This window comes from Mesorhizobium sp. P2_A8, assembly GCF_056404935.1.
The window spans coordinates 1-16,747 of sequence record NZ_JBFUDB010000016.1; the positions used below are offsets into that span (position 1 = coordinate 1).

A 16,747-nucleotide genomic window follows, 5' to 3' on the forward strand; every position below is an offset into this window, starting at 1 on the left:
GGGCCAGGCTGGCGACAACATCGGCGCGCTGCTGCGCGGCGTTGATCGTGAAGGTGTCGAGCGCGGCCAGGTTCTGGCCAAGCCGGGCACGGTGAAGCCGCACAAGAAGTTCGTGGCTGAAGCCTACATCCTGACCAAGGACGAAGGTGGCCGTCACACGCCGTTCTTCACCAACTACCGTCCGCAGTTCTATTTCCGCACGACGGACGTGACCGGCATTGTGTCGCTGCCGGAAGGCACCGAGATGGTGATGCCGGGCGACAACATCACGGTCGATGTCGAGCTGATCGTGCCGATCGCCATGGAAGAGAAGCTGCGCTTCGCCATCCGTGAAGGCGGCCGCACCGTCGGTGCCGGCATCGTCGTCACCATCAAAGAGTAATTTGGACTTAAACCGATCTGTCGCGGGCGCAGGAGTTGCCCGCGCCGCGCCAGAACAAGGAAGTGACGCATGAACGGACAGAATATCCGCATCCGCCTGAAGGCGTTTGATCACCGCGTGCTCGACGCCTCGACGAAGGAAATCGTGTCGACGGCCAAGCGCACCGGTGCCAACGTCCGCGGCCCCATTCCGCTGCCGACGCGGATCGAAAAGTTTACGGTCAACCGGTCGCCTCACGTCGACAAGAAGAGCCGCGAGCAGTTCGAGATGCGCACGCACAAGCGTCTGCTCGACATCGTCGATCCGACCCCGCAGACGGTCGATGCTTTGATGAAGCTCGATCTGGCCGCCGGTGTGGACGTCGAGATCAAGCTCTAAGGGAATGAGAGCGCGGTAAGGGGCGGTGCCCCTGGCCCGGAACTCTAAAGGAATTGAACCGATGCGTTCAGGTGTGATTGCAAAGAAGGTGGGAATGACCCGCATCTACAACGATGCCGGGGAACATGTTCCCGTCACCGTTCTCCAGATGGAGAACTGTCAGGTCGTGGCGCAGCGCACGCAGGAGAAGAATGGCTACACCGCCGTTCAGCTCGGCGTTGGCCTTGCCAAGGTGAAGAACACGTCGAAGGCGATGCGCGGCCATTTCGCGACCGCTTCCGTCGAGCCGAAGGCGAAGGTCGCCGAGTTCCGCGTCTCCGCCGACAACATGATCGACGTCGGCGCCGAGATCACCGTCGAGCATTTCGTCCCCGGCCAGAAGGTCGATGTGACGGGCACGACGATCGGCAAGGGTTTCCAGGGCGTCATCAAGCGCCACCACATGGGCGGTGGTCGTGCAACGCACGGCAACTCGGTCTCGCACCGTACGCACGGTTCGACCGGCCAGCGCCAGGACCCGGGCAAAGTGTTCAAGGGCAAGCATATGGCTGGCCACATGGGCGACACCCGCGTCACCACGCAGAATGTCGAGATCGTTTCGACCGATGCCGACCGCGGCCTGATCCTGATCCGCGGTGCGGTTCCCGGATCGAAGGGCGCCTGGATCCTGGTCCGCGATGCGGCCAAGGTGGCACTGCCGGCCAATGCGCCGAAGCCCGCCGCGATCCGCGCCGTTGTCAAGAATGAGGCTCCGGCCACAGAGGGAGCGGAATAATGGATCTCAAGATCACAACGCTTGGCGGCAAGGACGCCGGCAAGGTGAAACTCTCCGAGGAGATTTTCGGCCTTGATCCGCGCGAAGACATCCTGCAGCGCGTCGTGCGCTGGCAGCTCGCCAAGAAGCAGCAGGGCACGCACAAGGCCAAGGGCCGCGCCGAGATCGCGCGCACCGGCGCCAAGATGTACAAGCAGAAGGGTACGGGCCGCGCCCGTCACCATTCGGCACGCGCTCCGCAGTTCCGCGGCGGCGGCAAGGCTCACGGCCCGGTCGTTCGCAGCCATGAGCACGAGCTGCCGAAGAAGGTTCGCGCGCTCGGCCTCAAGCATGCTCTCTCGGCCAAGGCCAAGAGCGCGTCGATCATCGTCATCGACGAGCTGAAGCTGACCGAGGCCAAGACCAAGGCGCTGATCGCGAATTTCGCGACGCTGGGCCTGACCAACGCTTTGGTGATCGGCGGTGCCGAGCTTGACAAGAACTTCAAGCTGGCGGCGACGAACATCCCCAACATCGACGTGCTGCCCATCCAGGGCATCAACGTCTACGACATTCTGCGCCGCGGCACGCTGGTCCTTTCGAAGGCCGCCGTCGAGGCTCTCGAGGAGCGCTTTAAATGACCGACCTTCGTCATTACGACGTGATCGTCTCGCCGGCGATCACCGAAAAGTCGACCATGGCCTCCGAGAACAACCAGGTCGTCTTCAACGTCGCCAAGAAGGCGTCGAAGCCGGAAATCAAGGCCGCCGTCGAAGCGCTGTTCGGCGTCAAGGTGATGGCCGTGAACACGCTTGTCCGCAAGGGCAAGATCAAGCGCTTCCGCGGCACGATCGGCCGCCAGAGCGACGTCAAGAAGGCGATTGTGACGCTGGCCGACGGCCAGTCGATCGACGTCGCGACGGGTCTCTGAGCAAGGCCGCGAGGACAGAACAATGGCACTGAAAAAATTCAACCCGGTAACGCCGAGCACCCGCCAGCTGGTCATCGTCGACCGCTCGGGCCTCTACAAGGGCAAGCCCGTCAAGGGTCTGACCGAGGGCCTGACCAAGTCGGGCGGCCGCAACAATCACGGTCGCATCACCGCCCGCTTCATCGGTGGTGGCCACAAGCGTTCGTACCGCATCATCGATTTCAAGCGCCGCAAGTTCGACGTTGTCGGCACGGTTGAGCGTATCGAATACGATCCGAACCGCACCGCCTTCATCGCGCTGATCAAGTATGACGATGGCGAGCTGTCCTACATCATCGCTCCGCAGCGTCTGGCTCCCGGCGACAAGATCGTGTCCGGTGAAGCCGTCGACGTGAAGCCGGGCAATGCGATGCCGCTGGCCTCGATGCCGGTCGGCACCATCGTCCACAACATCGAGCTGAAGCCCGGCAAGGGCGCTCAGGTCGCCCGTTCGGCAGGTGGTTATGGCCAACTGGTCGGTCGCGACCAGGGCATGGCGATCCTGCGCCTCAACTCGGGCGAGCAGCGTGTCGTTCACGGCTCCTGCATGGCCACCGTCGGTGCCGTGTCCAATCCGGACCACGGCAACATCAATGACGGCAAGGCCGGCCGCACGGTTTGGCGCGGCAAGCGCCCGCACAATCGCGGCGTGACCATGAACCCGGTCGACCATCCGCACGGCGGCGGCGAAGGCCGCACCTCGGGTGGCCGCCATCCGGTTTCGCCCTGGGGCAAGCCGACCAAGGGCAAGAAGACGCGGTCCAACAAGGCGACCGACAAGTTCATCCTGCGCTCGCGCCATCAGCGCAAGAGCTAAGAAGAGGTAACGCCAAGTGACTCGTTCTATTTGGAAAGGCCCCTTCATCGACGGCTACCTTCTCAAGAAGGTGGACAAGGTTCGTGAAGGTGGTCGCAATGAGGTGATCAAGATGTGGAGCCGTCGCTCCACCATCCTGCCGCAGTTCGTCGGCTTCACCTTCGGTGTTTACAACGGCCAGAAGCATGTTCCCGTTTCGGTGAACGAGGACATGGTCGGTCACAAGTTCGGTGAATTCGCTCCGACCCGGACCTATTACGGTCACGGCGCGGATAAGAAGGCGAAGAGGAAATAATCATGGGCAAGGCCAAAGCTCCGCGCAGGCTTGCTGACAACGAAGCGCGCGCCGTATTGCGCACGATCCGTATCAGCCCGCAGAAGCTGAACCTCGTTGCCGCGCTGATCCGCGGCAAGAAGGTCGCGACAGCGCTTTCCGATCTCGAATTCTCGGCCAAGCGGATTTCCGGCACGGTCAAGAAGACTCTGGAATCGGCAATCGCCAACGCGGAAAACAACCACGACCTCGACGTCGATGCACTGATCGTGGCGGAAGCCTATGTCGGCAAGTCGATCGTCATGAAGCGGTTCCATGCCCGTGGCCGTGGTCGCGCCAGCCGTATCGAGAAGCCGTTCTCGCACCTCACGATCGTCGTTCGTGAAGTCGAAGAAAAAGGGGAGGCCGCATAATGGGCCAGAAAGTCAATCCGATCGGTCTTCGCCTCGGCATCAACCGCACCTGGGATTCGCGCTGGTTCGCGAACACCGGCGAGTACGGCAAGCTGCTGCATGAGGACATCAAGATCCGCAAGTATCTTGAGAAGGAACTCAAGCAGGCTGCGATCTCGAAGGTCGTCATCGAGCGCCCGCACAAGAAGTGCCGCGTCACCATCCATGCCGCGCGCCCGGGTCTGATCATCGGCAAGAAGGGCGCCGACATCGAGAAGCTTCGCAAGAAGCTGATGGAGATGACGAAGTCCGAGACGCACCTCAACATCGTTGAAGTGCGCAAGCCGGAGATCGACGCGACCCTGGTCGCACAGTCGATCGCCCAGCAGCTCGAGCGCCGTATCGCCTTCCGTCGCGCCATGAAGCGCGCCGTGCAGTCGGCGATGCGCCTCGGTGCCGAAGGCATCCGCATCAACTGCGCCGGCCGTCTTGGCGGCGCCGAGATCGCGCGCATGGAATGGTATCGCGAAGGCCGCGTGCCGCTGCATACGCTGCGTGCCGATGTCGACTACGGCACGGCCGAGGCGAATACGGCGTACGGCATCTGCGGCGTCAAGGTCTGGGTGTTCAAGGGCGAGATCCTCGAGCACGACCCGATGGCTTCGGAGCGTCGTGCGACCGAGGGCGATGCTGCACATGGCGGTGGTGGTGATCGCGAACGCGGTCGTCGTCGCGAAAACGCCTGAGACATTTAGGAATTTGGAGTTAGAACGATGCTGCAGCCAAAGCGCACAAAGTTCCGCAAGCAGTTCAAGGGCCGTATCCATGGTACCGCAAAGGGCGGCACCAACTTGGATTTCGGTGGTTTCGGGCTGAAGGCGCTTGAGCCGAACCGCGTCACCGCACGTGAGATCGAAGCGGCCCGCCGCGCGATCACGCGTGAAATGAAGCGCGCCGGACGCGTCTGGATTCGTATTTTCCCGGACGTGCCGGTCACTTCGAAGCCGACCGAAGTCCGCATGGGTAAGGGCAAGGGCGCGGTCGACTACTGGGCGGCACGCGTCAAGCCGGGCCGCATCATGTTCGAGATCGACGGCGTCAATGAAGAAACCGCCCGTGAGGCACTGCGTCTCGGCGCGGCCAAGCTCTCGGTCAAGACGCGCTTCGTGCAGCGCATCGCAGAATAAGGACGGGCTGATCATGAAAGCCGAAGACATCCGGACCAAGACCCAAGACCAGCTGACCGACGATCTGGCCAGCCTGAAGAAGGAGCAGTTCAACCTGCGCTTCCAGAAGGCCACCGGCCAGCTCGAGAAGACCGCGCGCGTGAGACAGGTCCGCAAGGACATTGCGCGTATCAAGACCATCGCTGCGGAAAAGTCCGCGGCTAAGAAGGCTTAAGGACGAAAACCATGCCAAAGCGCATTCTGCAGGGCACCGTCGTCAGCGACAAGAACGAGAAGACGGTAGTCGTCAAGGTCGAACGGCGCTTCACGCATCCCGTGATGAAGAAGACCGTGCGCATGACCAAGAAGTACAAGGCGCACGACGAGAACAACGCCCACAAGGTTGGCGATCAGGTGTTCATCCAGGAATCGAAGCCGATTTCCAAGGATAAGCGCTGGATCGTCGTGTCTTCGGATCAGGCGTAAACAAACGAATTTTGGACAGACCGGGGAAGGGCTTTGAGCTCGTCCCGTTAGAAAAGAAGAAGGCGGCCAGTCATGATTCAGATGCAAACAAACCTCGACGTCGCGGATAATTCCGGCGCCCGTCGTGTCATGTGCATCAAGGTGCTGGGCGGCTCGAAGCGGAAATACGCTTCCGTGGGCGACATCATCGTGGTGTCGATCAAGGAAGCCATCCCGCGCGGCCGCGTGAAGAAGGGCGATGTGATGAAGGCGGTCGTGGTTCGCACGGCCAAGGACATCCGCCGCCCGGACGGCAGCGTGATCCGTTTCGACAAGAACGCGGCCGTTCTCGTCGACAACAAGAAAGAGCCGATCGGCACGCGTATCTTCGGACCGGTTCCGCGCGAACTCCGCGCCAAGAACCACATGAAGATCATCTCGCTCGCGCCTGAAGTGCTGTAAGGAGCCGGACCAATGCAAAAGATTAGAAAAGGCGACAAGGTCGTCGTGCTGGCCGGCAAGGACAAGGGCCGTTCGGGCGAAGTCCTCTCGGTTCAGCCGAAGGAAGACACCGCGCTGGTGCGCGGCGTCAACATGATCCGTCGTCACCAGAAGCAGTCCCAGTCCCAAGAGGGCGGGATCATCACCAAGGAAGCGCCGATCCAGCTGTCGAACATCGCGCTGGCCGACCCCAAGGATGGCAAGCCGACCCGCGTCGGTTTCATCTTCCAGAAGGACGGCAAGAAGGTGCGCGTCGCCAAGCGCTCGGGAGAAGTCATCAATGGCTAAGGCTCAAACCACGAAGCCCAAGGCTGAAAGCAAGCAGTCCAAGGCCCAGAACACGCCGCGCCTCAAGCAGGTCTACAACGAGACCATCCGCAAGGCGCTGCAGGAGCAGTTCGGCTACGAGAACGAGATGCAGGTTCCGCGCATCGACAAGATCGTGCTGAACATGGGCGTTGGCGAAGCGACCGGCGATTCGAAGAAGCCTTCGATTGCGGCCGAAGACCTGGCGATGATCGCCGGCCAGAAGGCCGTCGTCACCCGTGCCCGCAACTCGATCGCCGGCTTCAAGGTCCGCGAGAAGATGCCGATCGGCGCCAAGGTCACGCTGCGCAAGGAACGCATGTACGAGTTCCTTGACCGCCTCGTGAACATCGCACTGCCACGCGTCCGCGACTTCCGCGGACTCAATCCGAAGAGCTTCGATGGCCGTGGCAACTACGCCATGGGCATCAAGGAACACATCGTGTTCCCGGAGATCAACTACGACAAGGTTGATCAGATCTGGGGCATGGACGTCATCGTTTGTACGACTGCGAAGACGGACGACGAAGCCAGGGCATTGCTCAAGGCTTTCAACTTCCCCTTCCGCCAGTAACGGCAGCGAGAAAAGGAAAAATCTGAAATGGCAAAGACCAGCTCAGTCGAGAAGAACAACAGGCGCCGCAAGCTTGCCGACCAGTACGGTCCCAAGCGTGCTGCCCTGAAGGCGATCATCATGGATCAGTCCAAGCCGATGGAAGAGCGCTTCCGCGCTCAGCTCAAGCTTGCCGCCATGCCGCGCAACTCGGCCAAGATCCGCATCCGCAACCGCTGCGAAGTCACCGGCCGTCCGCGTGCCTACTATCGCAAGCTCAAAGTATCGCGCATCGCGCTCCGTGATCTCGGCAACAACGGCCAGATCCCGGGCCTGGTCAAGTCGAGCTGGTAAGGAGGATATAATATGTCATTGAGCGATCCTCTCGGCGATATGCTGACCCGCATCCGCAACGCCTACGGCCGCAAGAAGTCGAGCGTCTCGACGCCGGCTTCGCGCCTGCGTACCCGCGTCCTCGACGTGCTGAAGGCTGAAGGCTACATCCGCGATTACAGCCAGACCGACTTCGACAACGGCAAGTCCGAGATCGAAATCGAGCTGAAGTATTTCGACGGCGCGCCGGTCGTGCGTGAAATCGCCCGCGTTTCGAAGCCTGGCCGCCGCGTCTACGTTTCGGCCAAGTCGATCCCGCACGTCGCCAACGGCCTCGGCATCGCCATCCTTTCGACACCGAAGGGCGTGATGGCCGACCACGAAGCGCGCGAACAGAACGTCGGTGGTGAAATCCTCTGCCAGATATTCTGATCTGGCGTGTGACCGGCAAAATCGGAATCCGGTCTTCGGGATCATGCCCGAAGACAGAGACCTGAAACAAGAGAAGTGACGAGGACAACAAAATGTCTCGTATTGGAAAGAAACCCGTTTCGCTGCCGCAGGGCGTGACCGCGACCGTCAACGGCCAGACCGTTACGGCGAAGGGCCCCAAGGGCGAGCTGAAGTTCGTGGTGAACGAAGAAGTGCTGGTCAAGATGGAAGGCAGCGAGATCGCTGTCCAGCCGCGCGACCAGACCAAGACGGCGCGCTCCAAGTGGGGCATGTCGCGCACGCAGATCGTCAACATCCTGCAGGGTGTCAAGGACGGCTTCGAGAAGAAGCTCGAGATCACCGGCGTCGGCTATCGCGCCGCCATGCAGGGCAAGAACCTGCAGCTGGCACTTGGCTTCAGCCATGACGTCGTCTACGAGACGCCGGCCGGTATCACGATCACTGTGCCGAAGCCGACCGAAATCACCGTGACCGGCATCGACAAGCAGCAGGTTGGCCAGGTTGCCGCCGAGATCCGCGAATATCGCGGTCCCGAGCCCTACAAGGGCAAGGGCGTCCGCTACGCTGGCGAGAAGATCGTCCGCAAGGAAGGCAAGAAGAAGTAATTGTAACGCCGCGGGGAGCGGTCGCGGGAGGCGCTTTCGCCTACCGCATATGGCGGCCCCCGTTTTTTGAAGGCAAGGAAGACTATCATGGGTACCAAGGAATCCACGCAGCGCCGTGCGCAGCGCGTCCGCCGTCAGATCAAGAAGGTCGCCGGCGAGCGTCCGCGTCTGTCGGTCCACCGCACGTCGAAGAACATCTATGTTCAGGTCATCGACGACGCCAAGGGCCACACCATCGTTGCTGCTTCGACGCTCGAGAAGGACCTCAAGGGTTCGCTCAAGACCGGCGCCGACACCGCCGCTGCTGCCGCGATCGGCAAGCTGATCGCCGAGCGCGCCACCAAGGCTGGCGTCAAGGAAGTCGTCTTCGACCGCGGCGCCTACATCTATCACGGCCGCGTCAAGGCGCTCGCCGAGGCTGCCCGTGAAGGTGGCTTGAGCTTCTAATGCTTGATCCCGAAAAGTTGCAGACTTTTCGGATAAGATCATGCAAAGGAAAAAATAAGTTTCGCCCCCGGTGACCCACAGAGGCGCCGGATCTTATCAGCAACCGTGCTTCCGGAAAAAAACAAGGAACAGGATATGGCACAGGAACGTAGGGATGGCGGCCGCGGCCGCGATCGTGAAGAACGCGATGACGGCATGGTGGACAAGCTCGTCCACATCAACCGCGTCGCCAAGGTCGTCAAGGGCGGCCGTCGCTTCGGTTTTGCAGCACTCGTCGTCGTCGGCGACCAGAAGGGCCGTGTCGGCTTTGGTCACGGCAAGGCGCGCGAAGTGCCTGAAGCCATCCGCAAGGCAACTGAATCGGCCAAGCGCGACATGATCTTCGTGCCGCTGCGCTCGGGTCGTACGCTGCACCACGACGTCGAAGGACGCTGGGGCGCGGGACGCGTGCTGCTGCGCGCTGCCAAGCAAGGTACCGGCATCATCGCCGGTGGCCCGATGCGCGCTGTCTTCGAGACGCTCGGCATGCATGACGTGGTCGCCAAGTCGATGGGTTCGTCGAACCCCTACAACATGGTTCGCGCCACCTTCGACGCGCTGAAGAGCCAGATGCATCCCAAGGATGTGGCTGCTGCTCGTGGCATCAAGTACTCGACCCTTCAGGCCCGCCGCGGCACCGCCGTTGCGGCTGAAGAATAGTCGATCTGACCAGGGATTTTGACCATGGCCAAGAAAGCAACAAAGACCGTCACCGTTGAGCAGATCGGCTCGCCGATCCGCCGCCCGAAGGAACAGCGCGCGACGCTGGTCGGGCTCGGCCTCAACAAGATGCACAAGCAGCGCACGCTGGAAGATACACCCTCCGTGCGCGGCATGATCGCTGCCGTCCAGCATCTCGTCCGCGTCGTGGACGAGGGCTGAACCAGAGCGCAGGAGAACCCAGATGAAACTCAACGATCTGCGTGACAAGGACGGCGCTACGCACTCCAAGAAGCGTCTCGGCCGTGGCATCGGTTCCGGCTCCGGCAAGACCGGCGGTCGCGGCGTCAAGGGCCAGAAGGCGCGCTCCGGCGTCGCCATCAACGGCTTCGAGGGTGGCCAGATGCCGCTCTACCGGCGCCTGCCGAAGCGTGGCTTCAACAACATCTTCGCCAAGAGCTTCACCGTCGTCTCGCTGGCCCGCATCCAGGTGGCCATCGACGCCAAGAAGCTCGATGCCAAGGCAACCGTGACGGCTGAATCGCTGGTCGCCGCCGGCGTCATCCGCCGCGTCAAGGACGGCGTGCGCATCCTCTCGGACGGCGAGATCAAGGCGAAGCTCGCCTTTGACGTTGCCGGCGCCTCCAAGGCCGCGATCGAGAAGATCGAGAAGGCTGGCGGGTCGGTCAAGCTGCCGGAAAAGGCAGCTGCCGAGTAACAGCAAATTGAAGCGCGAGCGGGATCCGTTTTGGTCCACGATTGCGCTTTGATCTGTTCAATTGGGCGGCCGCGTCAACGCGGCCGCTTGCATGTTTAGAGCCCGGAGCTTATCTCGTGAGCTTCGGTGAAACGCGCCGCCTGACCTCAAGGGCCATCAAGCGTTACCAAGCGGAGAATCAGGCATGGCTTCGGCTGCTGAACAACTAGCCTCGAATCTGAATTTCTCGGCCTTCGCCAAAGCGGAGGACCTGAAGAAACGCATCTGGTTCACCATCGGCGCGTTGCTCGTCTATCGTCTCGGCACCTATATCCCGCTTCCCGGCATCAATCCCGACGCCTTCGCCCAGGCCTTCTCCTCGCAGAGCAAGGGCGTGCTCGGCATGTTCAACATGTTCGCCGGCGGTGCCGTGCAGCGCATGGCGATCTTTGCGCTCGGCATCATGCCGTACATTTCCGCCTCCATCATCATGCAGCTGATGACCTCGGTCATCCCGTCACTGGAAGCGCTGAAGAAGGAAGGCGAACAGGGCCGCAAGGTCATCAACCAGTACACGCGCTACGGCACCGTGCTGCTTGCGCTGGTTCAGGCCTACGGCATTTCGGTCGGCCTGGAGGGCGGCAACGGCATCGTCAGCGATCCCGGCATGTTCTTCCGAATCTCGACTGTCGTCACGCTGGTCGGCGGCACCATGTTCCTGATGTGGCTCGGCGAGCAGATCACCGCCCGCGGGATCGGCAACGGCATCTCGCTGATCATCTTCTCCGGCATCGTCGCCGGCCTGCCGCACGCCATCTCCGGCACGCTGGAGCTTGGCCGCACCGGCGCGCTGTCGACCGGTCTGATCCTGGCGATCATCGTTCTGGCTGTCGTCGTCATTGCGCTCATCGTGTTCTTCGAACGCGCCCAGCGCCGCCTGCTGATCCAGTATCCGAAGCGCCAGGTCGGCAACCGCATGTTCCAGGGCGATACCTCGCATTTGCCGCTGAAGCTCAACACGTCAGGCGTCATTCCGCCGATCTTCGCCTCGTCGCTGCTGTTGCTGCCGGCCACCGTCGCCGGTTTCTCGCAGACGACCAACATGCCGGCCTGGGCGAGCACTGTCCTGGCGTCGCTCGGCCACGGCCAGCCTCTCTACATGGCATTCTACGCGGCGATGATCGTGTTCTTCGCCTTCTTCTACACTGCGATTGTCTTCAACCCGAAGGACACCGCCGACCAGCTCAAGAAGCATTCGGGCTTCATCCCGGGCTATCGTCCGGGCGAGCGCACCGCCGATTACATCGATTACGTTCTCACCCGCATCACCGTCGTCGGCGCCATCTATCTGGTGCTGGTGTGCTTGCTGCCGGAGTTCCTGATCTCGGCGACTGGCGTACCATTCTACCTTGGTGGCACATCGCTTCTGATCGTGGTCAGTGTCACGCTCGATACGGTTGCGCAGATTCAGGGCCACCTGATTGCGCACCAGTATGAAGGCCTGATCAAGAAGTCGAAGTTGCGCGGGGGGAAGAAAGCCAGATGAGGTTGATATTGCTTGGGCCGCCAGGGGCGGGCAAGGGGACACAAGCACAAAGACTGGTAGAAAAACACGGCATACCCCAGCTCTCGACGGGCGACATGCTGCGTGCTGCAGTCCAGGCTGGCACCGAAGTCGGCAAACGCGCCAAGGCGGTGATGGATGCCGGTGAACTGGTTTCCGACGCCATCGTCAACGCCATCGTCGCCGAACGTATCGATCAGCCGGATTGCGCGAAGGGTTTCATCCTCGACGGATATCCGCGAACCCTGGTGCAGGCGGACGCGGTAGAGCAGATGCTTTCGGAACGCTCGCAGGGCCTCGATGCGGTCATTGAACTTGTCGTCGACGACAAGGCGCTGGTTGGTCGTATCGTCAAGCGCGCCAACGAGGCGCAGGCCGCCGGCCAGCCCGTGCGCAAGGACGACAATCCTACCGTGTTCGAGGAGCGTCTGAGGGAATACTACAAGAAGACGGCGCCGCTGATTGGCTACTATTATGCCAAGGGCAAGCTCCGCAGCGTCGACGGCATGGCCGATATCGATGCCGTGACGGGACAGATCGAAGCGGTGCTCAGGGACGCAACGCGGGGAATTTAAGCGATTGCACTTGACGGGAGCGGTTCGCTGCGGTATGGCGGCCCGTCTTCCTATCAGGCATCGGCTTTGCTTGTCCGCAAGGGCAAGGCAGCCGCTTTGAACTGGAAACTCCCGCATGGGCCGGCCTCCACCGGACGCGGGGCAACTTAAGATAGCGCCGGTTCGTCCGGCCCACATGGAGAAGAGAAGAATATGGCTCGTATAGCCGGCGTCAACATTCCGACCAACAAGCGCGTCGTCATTGCGCTTCAGTACATTCACGGCATTGGCAAGAAGTTCGCCCAGGAGATCGTCGACAAGGTCGGCATCCCGGCCGAGCGTCGCGTCAACCAGCTCACCGACGCGGAAGTGCTGCAGATCCGCGAGACCATCGACCGCGACTATCAGGTCGAGGGCGACCTGCGCCGCGAAGTCTCGATGAACATCAAGCGGCTGATGGACCTCGGTTGCTACCGCGGCCTGCGTCACCGCCGCTCGCTGCCGGTTCGCGGCCAGCGCACGCATACCAATGCGCGCACCCGCAAGGGTCCGGCCAAGTCGATCGCCGGCAAGAAGAAGTAATTGAGCGAACAGCGATTGGCTCGTAGCGAATAGGTTTCTACCCACTATTCGCTACTCCCAACTCGCTTTTGCAAGGTGGAGCCGCTGGCATTACGGCGGTGTAGAGATCAACTGAAAGGACTATCATGGCCAAGGAAGCCGCTCGTGTTCGCCGTCGCGAACGCAAGAACATCTCGTCGGGCGTTGCCCACGTCAATTCGACCTTCAACAACACGATGATCACCATCACCGACGCACAGGGCAATTCGATTGCTTGGTCGTCGGCCGGTGCCCAGGGCTTCAAGGGTTCGCGCAAGTCGACCCCGTTCGCTGCCCAGATGGCTGCCGAGGACGTTGCCAAGAAGGCCCAGGAACACGGCATGCGCATGCTCGAAGTCGAGGTCTGCGGACCCGGTTCCGGTCGTGAATCGGCACTGCGCGCCTTGCAGGCGGCCGGCTTCACCATCACCTCGATCCGTGATGTGACGCCGATCCCGCACAATGGCTGCCGCCCGCGCAAGAAGCGCCGCGTCTAAGAAAATTACCGAACGCCGCGCGAGCGCCCCTTGGGGCGCTCCTCCACGGCATTCCAGGTCGCCCGCCACGATTGGATGGTGGCGGGTCAACGGAAGGAAAGCATCATGATCCAGAAAAATTGGCAGGAACTGATCAAGCCGAACAAGATCGAGTTCTCGTCGAAGAAGAAGACGCTGACCACGCTGGTCGCCGAGCCGCTCGAGCGTGGCTTTGGCCTGACGCTCGGCAACGCGCTGCGCCGCGTGCTCCTGTCTTCGCTGCGCGGTGCGGCTGTTACCGCCGTGCAGATCGACGGCGTTCTGCACGAATTCTCGTCCATCGCCGGCGTGCGCGAGGACGTGACCGACATCGTCTTGAACATCAAGGAAATCGCCATCCGTATGGAAGGCGATGGCCCCAAGCGCATGGTCGTGCGTAAGCAGGGACCGGGTGCGGTTCTCGCCGGCGACATCCAGACGGTTGGCGATGTCGAAATCCTCAACCCCGACCACGTCATCTGCACGCTGGACGAAGGCGCTGAAATCCGCATGGAATTCACCGTCGACACCGGCAAGGGTTACGTGCCGGCCGACCGCAACCGCGCCGAAGACGCGCCGATCGGCCTTATCCCGGTCGACAGCCTCTATTCGCCGGTCAAGAAGGTCTCCTACAAGGTCGAGAATACCCGCGAGGGCCAGGTGCTCGACTATGACAAGCTGACCATGACGATCGAGACCGACGGTTCGATCACCGGCGAGGACGCGGTGGCTTTCGCCGCCCGCATCCTGCAGGACCAGCTCGGCCTGTTCGTCAATTTCGACGAGCCGCAGAAGGAAGTCGCCGCCGAAGCCGTCACCGAGCTCGCCTTCAACCCGGCGCTGCTCAAGAAGGTCGACGAGCTGGAGCTTTCGGTGCGTTCGGCCAACTGCCTGAAGAACGACAACATCGTCTATATCGGCGACCTGATCCAGAAGACCGAAGCCGAGATGCTGCGCACCCCGAACTTCGGCCGCAAGTCGCTGAACGAGATCAAGGAAGTCCTGGCGGCGATGGGCCTGCACCTCGGCATGGAAGTGCCGGATTGGCCGCCGGAAAACATCGAAGACCTCGCCAAGCGTTACGAAGATCAGTACTGAGCATGATCCCGAAAAGTTGCGCGACTTTTCGGGCAAGATCATGCGGCTAACCAGTTGAGGCTGAGGCCTCTTGAACCCGCAATGAAGGAGAAGAGCCATGCGCCACGGATTTAAGGGCCGCCGGTTCGCCCGCAGCATAAGCCACCGCAAGTCGATGTTCGCCAACCTGGCCGTGTCGCTGCTCGAGCACGAGCAGATCGTCACCACCCTTCCGAAGGCGAAGGACCTGCGTCCGATCGTCGAGAAGCTGGTGACGCTGGGCAAGCGCGGCGACCTGCACGCCCGCCGCCAGGTGATCGCGCAGATCGGCAATGAAGGCGTCGTCAAGCGCCTGTTCGACACCATCGCCCCGCGCTACGCCACCCGCAATGGCGGCTATCTGCGCATCATGAAGGCGGGCTTCCGCCACGGTGATAATGCCGCGATGGCGGTCATCGAGTTCGTCGATCGCGACACCTCGGCCAAGGGCGCGGGCGATCGCGCCCGCATCGAAGCCGAAGGCACCGACGCGGACGCCGCAGCCGCATAAGGCTTGGTCTTTCCGGAATGAAGTCAAAGGGGCCTGCGGGCCCCTTTTTGTTTTCTGGGAGCAGCAAATTGCTGACAGAGCCGATCTCCTGGTCGGAACCGAGGCTCTTTGCCCAAAATAATCGGATTTCAGCGGCTTAGCCTTTCAATTTGCACAATCGTCGGGACAATGCCCCCGAACTTGTCTTGGAGGATTCGTGAATGCGCGCCAACCGACTGTCCCTTGTTCTGCTCTTCGCCATCATGGCGTTCGCAGCCGCACCGGCGGTCAGGCAGGCATTGGCCGAAGAAACCAAGACCGATCCCGGCCTGTCCGACGTGCTGACCGACCTGCTGCATGGCGTCGAAGGCGAGAACTCCACGTCCGGTCCCGACAAGCGCGTGCCATTCGGCCGCGAGGAAGTGCAGCTGTCATTTGCCCCGCTGGTCAAGCAGACGGCGCCGGCCGTGGTCAACGTCTATGCCTCGCAGACCGCCAAGGTGACGTCGCCTTTCGACGGCGATCCGTTCTTCGAGGAATTTTTCGGCCGCTCGCAGCCGCGCGCCCAGTCCTCGCTCGGCTCCGGCGTGCTGGTCGATCCAACCGGCATCGTGGTCACCAATTACCACGTCATCAAGGATGCCGATCAGGTCAAGGTGGCGACCGCGGACGGGCGTGAATTCGACAGCAAGGTGATGCTCAAGGACGAGACGCTCGACCTCGCCGTCCTCAAGATCTCCGCCGACAAGCCGTTTCCGGTCATCGCCATCGGCGATTCCGACGCGCTCGAAGTTGGCGATCTGGTGCTGGCCATCGGCAATCCCTTTGGCGTCGGCCAGACCACCACCAGCGGCATCGTTTCAGCCCTTGCCCGCAGCCATATCGGCGTGTCCGATTCGAGCTTCTTCATTCAGACCGACGCCGCCATCAACCCTGGCAATTCGGGCGGCGCGCTGATCAACATGGGCGGCCAACTGGTCGGCATCAACACGGCCATCTACAGCCGCAGCGGCGGCTCGATCGGCATCGGCTTTGCCATCCCTGCGAACATGGTGCGCGCCTTCGCCGACGCGGCCAAGGCCGGACTGGATTTCTTCGAACGGCCCTATATCGGCGCCGAGTTCGAAGCGGTGACGCCGCAGATCGCCGAATCGCTCGGTATGGAGAAGCCGACCGGCGCGCTGGTCTCGTCGGTCGAGGCGACCGGACCGGCCGCCAAGGCGGGGCTCAAGCCCGGGGACGTCGTGCTGCAGCTCAACGGCAAGCCGGTCGAGAGCATCGAAGCGCTGGATTACCGGATGGCGACGCTGTCGATTGGCACCAACGCCAACTTCGCGGTTCTGACCAAGGGCCAGCAGGCGGCCATGGACATCGCGCTGGAGCGCGCTCCAGAAGGCATGAAGGCTGCTGAAGTCACGCTGCACGGCCGCAGCCCGTTTTCCGGCGCCAAGGTCGCCGAACTGTCGCCCCGGCTCGCCCAGAAGCTTGGCCTGCGCACCGACATCAAGGGCGTCACCGTGGTCGACATCAACCGCGATTCGCCGGCCGCCGATTTCGGCTTCCAGCCGGGTGACATCGTGCGTGAGGTGAACGGCACCACCATCGATACCGCGGCGACCTTGGAGCAAGCCGCCAAGGCCGATACACGCTGGTGGCGCTTTACCGTCGAGCGCGGCGGGCAGATACTGCGCCAGGTGTTGCGTTATTAGAGCCGGT

General features: G+C 61.9%; 29 protein-coding genes. All 29 read left to right on the top strand.

The features are described from left to right. On the top strand, positions 1–382 hold a 382-nt coding region (locus AC1D10_RS34015), incomplete at its 5' end, for an EF-Tu C-terminal domain-related protein (protein ID WP_477279498.1). 69 nt (positions 383–451) lie between these two features. Further along, entirely contained in the window at positions 452–760 is a 309-nt protein-coding gene (gene rpsJ / locus AC1D10_RS34020) for a 30S ribosomal protein S10 (protein WP_010909272.1), read from the top strand. 61 nt (positions 761–821) lie between these two features. Further along, positions 822–1,535 (top strand): 50S ribosomal protein L3, encoded by a 714-nt coding sequence (gene rplC, locus AC1D10_RS34025; RefSeq protein WP_111548978.1) that lies wholly within the window; start codon positions 822–824, stop codon positions 1,533–1,535. Next, positions 1,535–2,155, top strand: coding sequence for a 50S ribosomal protein L4 (gene rplD, locus AC1D10_RS34030; RefSeq protein WP_477279500.1), 621 nt, complete (start codon positions 1,535–1,537; stop codon positions 2,153–2,155). The genes rplC and rplD overlap by 1 nt, the downstream gene beginning before the upstream one ends. After that, on the top strand, positions 2,152–2,445 hold the full coding sequence (locus AC1D10_RS34035; RefSeq protein WP_379097707.1) for a 50S ribosomal protein L23: 294 nt from the start codon (positions 2,152–2,154) through the stop codon (positions 2,443–2,445). The genes rplD and AC1D10_RS34035 overlap by 4 nt, the downstream gene beginning before the upstream one ends. 22 nt (positions 2,446–2,467) lie before the next feature. Further along, positions 2,468–3,301: a 50S ribosomal protein L2 gene (gene rplB / locus AC1D10_RS34040; protein ID WP_027026960.1), complete on the top strand. Its 834-nt coding sequence runs from the start codon at positions 2,468–2,470 to the stop codon at positions 3,299–3,301. Between the two features lie 16 nt (positions 3,302–3,317). Beyond that, positions 3,318–3,596, top strand: a complete 279-nt coding sequence (gene rpsS / locus AC1D10_RS34045; RefSeq protein WP_006205463.1) for a 30S ribosomal protein S19 — start codon at positions 3,318–3,320, stop codon at positions 3,594–3,596. A gap of 2 nt (positions 3,597–3,598) precedes the next feature. Continuing rightward, positions 3,599–3,988 (top strand): 50S ribosomal protein L22, encoded by a 390-nt coding sequence (rplV, locus tag AC1D10_RS34050; protein WP_006205462.1) that lies wholly within the window; start codon positions 3,599–3,601, stop codon positions 3,986–3,988. Continuing rightward, positions 3,988–4,713, top strand: coding sequence for a 30S ribosomal protein S3 (rpsC, locus tag AC1D10_RS34055; RefSeq protein ID WP_013895697.1), 726 nt, complete (start codon positions 3,988–3,990; stop codon positions 4,711–4,713). The genes rplV and rpsC overlap by 1 nt, the downstream gene beginning before the upstream one ends. 27 nt (positions 4,714–4,740) lie before the next feature. Beyond that, on the top strand, positions 4,741–5,154 hold the full coding sequence (gene rplP, locus AC1D10_RS34060) for a 50S ribosomal protein L16 (protein ID WP_013531427.1): 414 nt from the start codon (positions 4,741–4,743) through the stop codon (positions 5,152–5,154). 13 nt (positions 5,155–5,167) lie between these two features. Beyond that, complete coding sequence (gene rpmC, locus AC1D10_RS34065) at positions 5,168–5,368, top strand: 50S ribosomal protein L29 (RefSeq protein ID WP_006205459.1); 201 nt, start codon at positions 5,168–5,170, stop codon at positions 5,366–5,368. 11 nt (positions 5,369–5,379) lie between these two features. Further along, complete coding sequence (gene rpsQ, locus AC1D10_RS34070) at positions 5,380–5,619, top strand: 30S ribosomal protein S17 (protein WP_010909280.1); 240 nt, start codon at positions 5,380–5,382, stop codon at positions 5,617–5,619. A gap of 72 nt (positions 5,620–5,691) precedes the next feature. Beyond that, complete coding sequence (gene rplN / locus AC1D10_RS34075; RefSeq protein WP_006205457.1) at positions 5,692–6,060, top strand: 50S ribosomal protein L14; 369 nt, start codon at positions 5,692–5,694, stop codon at positions 6,058–6,060. A gap of 12 nt (positions 6,061–6,072) precedes the next feature. After that, positions 6,073–6,387 (top strand): 50S ribosomal protein L24, encoded by a 315-nt coding sequence (gene rplX, locus AC1D10_RS34080; RefSeq protein WP_013531428.1) that lies wholly within the window; start codon positions 6,073–6,075, stop codon positions 6,385–6,387. After that, a complete protein-coding gene (rplE, locus tag AC1D10_RS34085; RefSeq protein ID WP_111548980.1) occupies positions 6,380–6,979 on the top strand; it encodes a 50S ribosomal protein L5 in 600 nt (199 codons plus the stop codon). Before rplX ends, rplE begins: the two co-directional genes overlap by 8 nt. 27 nt (positions 6,980–7,006) lie before the next feature. Continuing rightward, positions 7,007–7,312 (top strand): 30S ribosomal protein S14, encoded by a 306-nt coding sequence (rpsN, locus tag AC1D10_RS34090; protein WP_013895695.1) that lies wholly within the window; start codon positions 7,007–7,009, stop codon positions 7,310–7,312. 12 nt (positions 7,313–7,324) lie between these two features. After that, entirely contained in the window at positions 7,325–7,723 is a 399-nt protein-coding gene (rpsH, locus tag AC1D10_RS34095; protein ID WP_006205453.1) for a 30S ribosomal protein S8, read from the top strand. Between the two features lie 92 nt (positions 7,724–7,815). Next, complete coding sequence (rplF, locus tag AC1D10_RS34100) at positions 7,816–8,349, top strand: 50S ribosomal protein L6 (RefSeq protein ID WP_091584610.1); 534 nt, start codon at positions 7,816–7,818, stop codon at positions 8,347–8,349. Between the two features lie 87 nt (positions 8,350–8,436). After that, the gene (gene rplR / locus AC1D10_RS34105) at positions 8,437–8,796 is read left to right on the top strand and encodes a 50S ribosomal protein L18 (protein ID WP_023757972.1); all 360 of its coding nucleotides are present in this window, start codon (positions 8,437–8,439) and stop codon (positions 8,794–8,796) included. 135 nt (positions 8,797–8,931) lie between these two features. Further along, entirely contained in the window at positions 8,932–9,495 is a 564-nt protein-coding gene (gene rpsE, locus AC1D10_RS34110) for a 30S ribosomal protein S5 (RefSeq protein ID WP_006333394.1), read from the top strand. 24 nt (positions 9,496–9,519) lie between these two features. Then, positions 9,520–9,717, top strand: coding sequence for a 50S ribosomal protein L30 (gene rpmD / locus AC1D10_RS34115; RefSeq protein WP_023736690.1), 198 nt, complete (start codon positions 9,520–9,522; stop codon positions 9,715–9,717). 22 nt (positions 9,718–9,739) lie between these two features. Continuing rightward, the gene (rplO, locus tag AC1D10_RS34120) at positions 9,740–10,213 is read left to right on the top strand and encodes a 50S ribosomal protein L15 (RefSeq protein WP_027028844.1); all 474 of its coding nucleotides are present in this window, start codon (positions 9,740–9,742) and stop codon (positions 10,211–10,213) included. Between the two features lie 184 nt (positions 10,214–10,397). Beyond that, positions 10,398–11,738, top strand: coding sequence for a preprotein translocase subunit SecY (secY, locus tag AC1D10_RS34125; RefSeq protein ID WP_379097713.1), 1,341 nt, complete (start codon positions 10,398–10,400; stop codon positions 11,736–11,738). Then, positions 11,735–12,331 (top strand): adenylate kinase, encoded by a 597-nt coding sequence (locus tag AC1D10_RS34130; RefSeq protein WP_477279508.1) that lies wholly within the window; start codon positions 11,735–11,737, stop codon positions 12,329–12,331. The genes secY and AC1D10_RS34130 overlap by 4 nt, the downstream gene beginning before the upstream one ends. A 192-nt stretch (positions 12,332–12,523) precedes the next feature. Then, complete coding sequence (gene rpsM / locus AC1D10_RS34135) at positions 12,524–12,892, top strand: 30S ribosomal protein S13 (RefSeq protein ID WP_006205445.1); 369 nt, start codon at positions 12,524–12,526, stop codon at positions 12,890–12,892. Positions 12,893–13,017: 125 nt separating this feature from the next. Then, positions 13,018–13,407 carry a 30S ribosomal protein S11 gene (gene rpsK, locus AC1D10_RS34140; protein WP_006205444.1) on the top strand — a complete coding sequence of 130 codons (390 nt, stop codon included), beginning with the start codon at positions 13,018–13,020 and terminating at the stop codon, positions 13,405–13,407. Positions 13,408–13,512: 105 nt separating this feature from the next. Continuing rightward, positions 13,513–14,523: a DNA-directed RNA polymerase subunit alpha gene (locus AC1D10_RS34145; RefSeq protein ID WP_013531438.1), complete on the top strand. Its 1,011-nt coding sequence runs from the start codon at positions 13,513–13,515 to the stop codon at positions 14,521–14,523. 97 nt (positions 14,524–14,620) lie between these two features. Continuing rightward, positions 14,621–15,052 carry a 50S ribosomal protein L17 gene (gene rplQ / locus AC1D10_RS34150; protein ID WP_056588614.1) on the top strand — a complete coding sequence of 144 codons (432 nt, stop codon included), beginning with the start codon at positions 14,621–14,623 and terminating at the stop codon, positions 15,050–15,052. Positions 15,053–15,252: 200 nt separating this feature from the next. After that, positions 15,253–16,740: a DegQ family serine endoprotease gene (locus AC1D10_RS34155; RefSeq protein ID WP_477279511.1), complete on the top strand. Its 1,488-nt coding sequence runs from the start codon at positions 15,253–15,255 to the stop codon at positions 16,738–16,740. Positions 16,741–16,747: the final 7 nt, after the last annotated feature.

Excerpts from the sequence above, each read along its gene's own strand:
- rpsJ (WP_010909272.1), top strand. The coding sequence starts at position 452 with ATGAACGGACAGAATATCCGCATCCGCCTGAAGGCGTTTGATCACCGC.
- rplC (WP_111548978.1), top strand. The coding sequence starts at position 822 with ATGCGTTCAGGTGTGATTGCAAAGAAGGTGGGAATGACCCGCATCTAC.
- rplD (WP_477279500.1), top strand. The coding sequence starts at position 1,535 with ATGGATCTCAAGATCACAACGCTTGGCGGCAAGGACGCCGGCAAGGTG.
- AC1D10_RS34035 (WP_379097707.1), top strand. The coding sequence starts at position 2,152 with ATGACCGACCTTCGTCATTACGACGTGATCGTCTCGCCGGCGATCACC.
- rplB (WP_027026960.1), top strand. The coding sequence starts at position 2,468 with ATGGCACTGAAAAAATTCAACCCGGTAACGCCGAGCACCCGCCAGCTG.
- rplV (WP_006205462.1), top strand. The coding sequence starts at position 3,599 with ATGGGCAAGGCCAAAGCTCCGCGCAGGCTTGCTGACAACGAAGCGCGC.
- rpsC (WP_013895697.1), top strand. The coding sequence starts at position 3,988 with ATGGGCCAGAAAGTCAATCCGATCGGTCTTCGCCTCGGCATCAACCGC.
- rplP (WP_013531427.1), top strand. The coding sequence starts at position 4,741 with ATGCTGCAGCCAAAGCGCACAAAGTTCCGCAAGCAGTTCAAGGGCCGT.
- rpmC (WP_006205459.1), top strand. The coding sequence starts at position 5,168 with ATGAAAGCCGAAGACATCCGGACCAAGACCCAAGACCAGCTGACCGAC.
- rpsQ (WP_010909280.1), top strand. The coding sequence starts at position 5,380 with ATGCCAAAGCGCATTCTGCAGGGCACCGTCGTCAGCGACAAGAACGAG.
- rplN (WP_006205457.1), top strand. The coding sequence starts at position 5,692 with ATGATTCAGATGCAAACAAACCTCGACGTCGCGGATAATTCCGGCGCC.
- rplX (WP_013531428.1), top strand. The coding sequence starts at position 6,073 with ATGCAAAAGATTAGAAAAGGCGACAAGGTCGTCGTGCTGGCCGGCAAG.
- rplE (WP_111548980.1), top strand. The coding sequence starts at position 6,380 with ATGGCTAAGGCTCAAACCACGAAGCCCAAGGCTGAAAGCAAGCAGTCC.
- rpsN (WP_013895695.1), top strand. The coding sequence starts at position 7,007 with ATGGCAAAGACCAGCTCAGTCGAGAAGAACAACAGGCGCCGCAAGCTT.
- rpsH (WP_006205453.1), top strand. The coding sequence starts at position 7,325 with ATGTCATTGAGCGATCCTCTCGGCGATATGCTGACCCGCATCCGCAAC.
- rplF (WP_091584610.1), top strand. The coding sequence starts at position 7,816 with ATGTCTCGTATTGGAAAGAAACCCGTTTCGCTGCCGCAGGGCGTGACC.
- rplR (WP_023757972.1), top strand. The coding sequence starts at position 8,437 with ATGGGTACCAAGGAATCCACGCAGCGCCGTGCGCAGCGCGTCCGCCGT.
- rpsE (WP_006333394.1), top strand. The coding sequence starts at position 8,932 with ATGGCACAGGAACGTAGGGATGGCGGCCGCGGCCGCGATCGTGAAGAA.
- rpmD (WP_023736690.1), top strand. The coding sequence starts at position 9,520 with ATGGCCAAGAAAGCAACAAAGACCGTCACCGTTGAGCAGATCGGCTCG.
- rplO (WP_027028844.1), top strand. The coding sequence starts at position 9,740 with ATGAAACTCAACGATCTGCGTGACAAGGACGGCGCTACGCACTCCAAG.
- secY (WP_379097713.1), top strand. The coding sequence starts at position 10,398 with ATGGCTTCGGCTGCTGAACAACTAGCCTCGAATCTGAATTTCTCGGCC.
- AC1D10_RS34130 (WP_477279508.1), top strand. The coding sequence starts at position 11,735 with ATGAGGTTGATATTGCTTGGGCCGCCAGGGGCGGGCAAGGGGACACAA.
- rpsM (WP_006205445.1), top strand. The coding sequence starts at position 12,524 with ATGGCTCGTATAGCCGGCGTCAACATTCCGACCAACAAGCGCGTCGTC.
- rpsK (WP_006205444.1), top strand. The coding sequence starts at position 13,018 with ATGGCCAAGGAAGCCGCTCGTGTTCGCCGTCGCGAACGCAAGAACATC.
- AC1D10_RS34145 (WP_013531438.1), top strand. The coding sequence starts at position 13,513 with ATGATCCAGAAAAATTGGCAGGAACTGATCAAGCCGAACAAGATCGAG.
- rplQ (WP_056588614.1), top strand. The coding sequence starts at position 14,621 with ATGCGCCACGGATTTAAGGGCCGCCGGTTCGCCCGCAGCATAAGCCAC.
- AC1D10_RS34155 (WP_477279511.1), top strand. The coding sequence starts at position 15,253 with ATGCGCGCCAACCGACTGTCCCTTGTTCTGCTCTTCGCCATCATGGCG.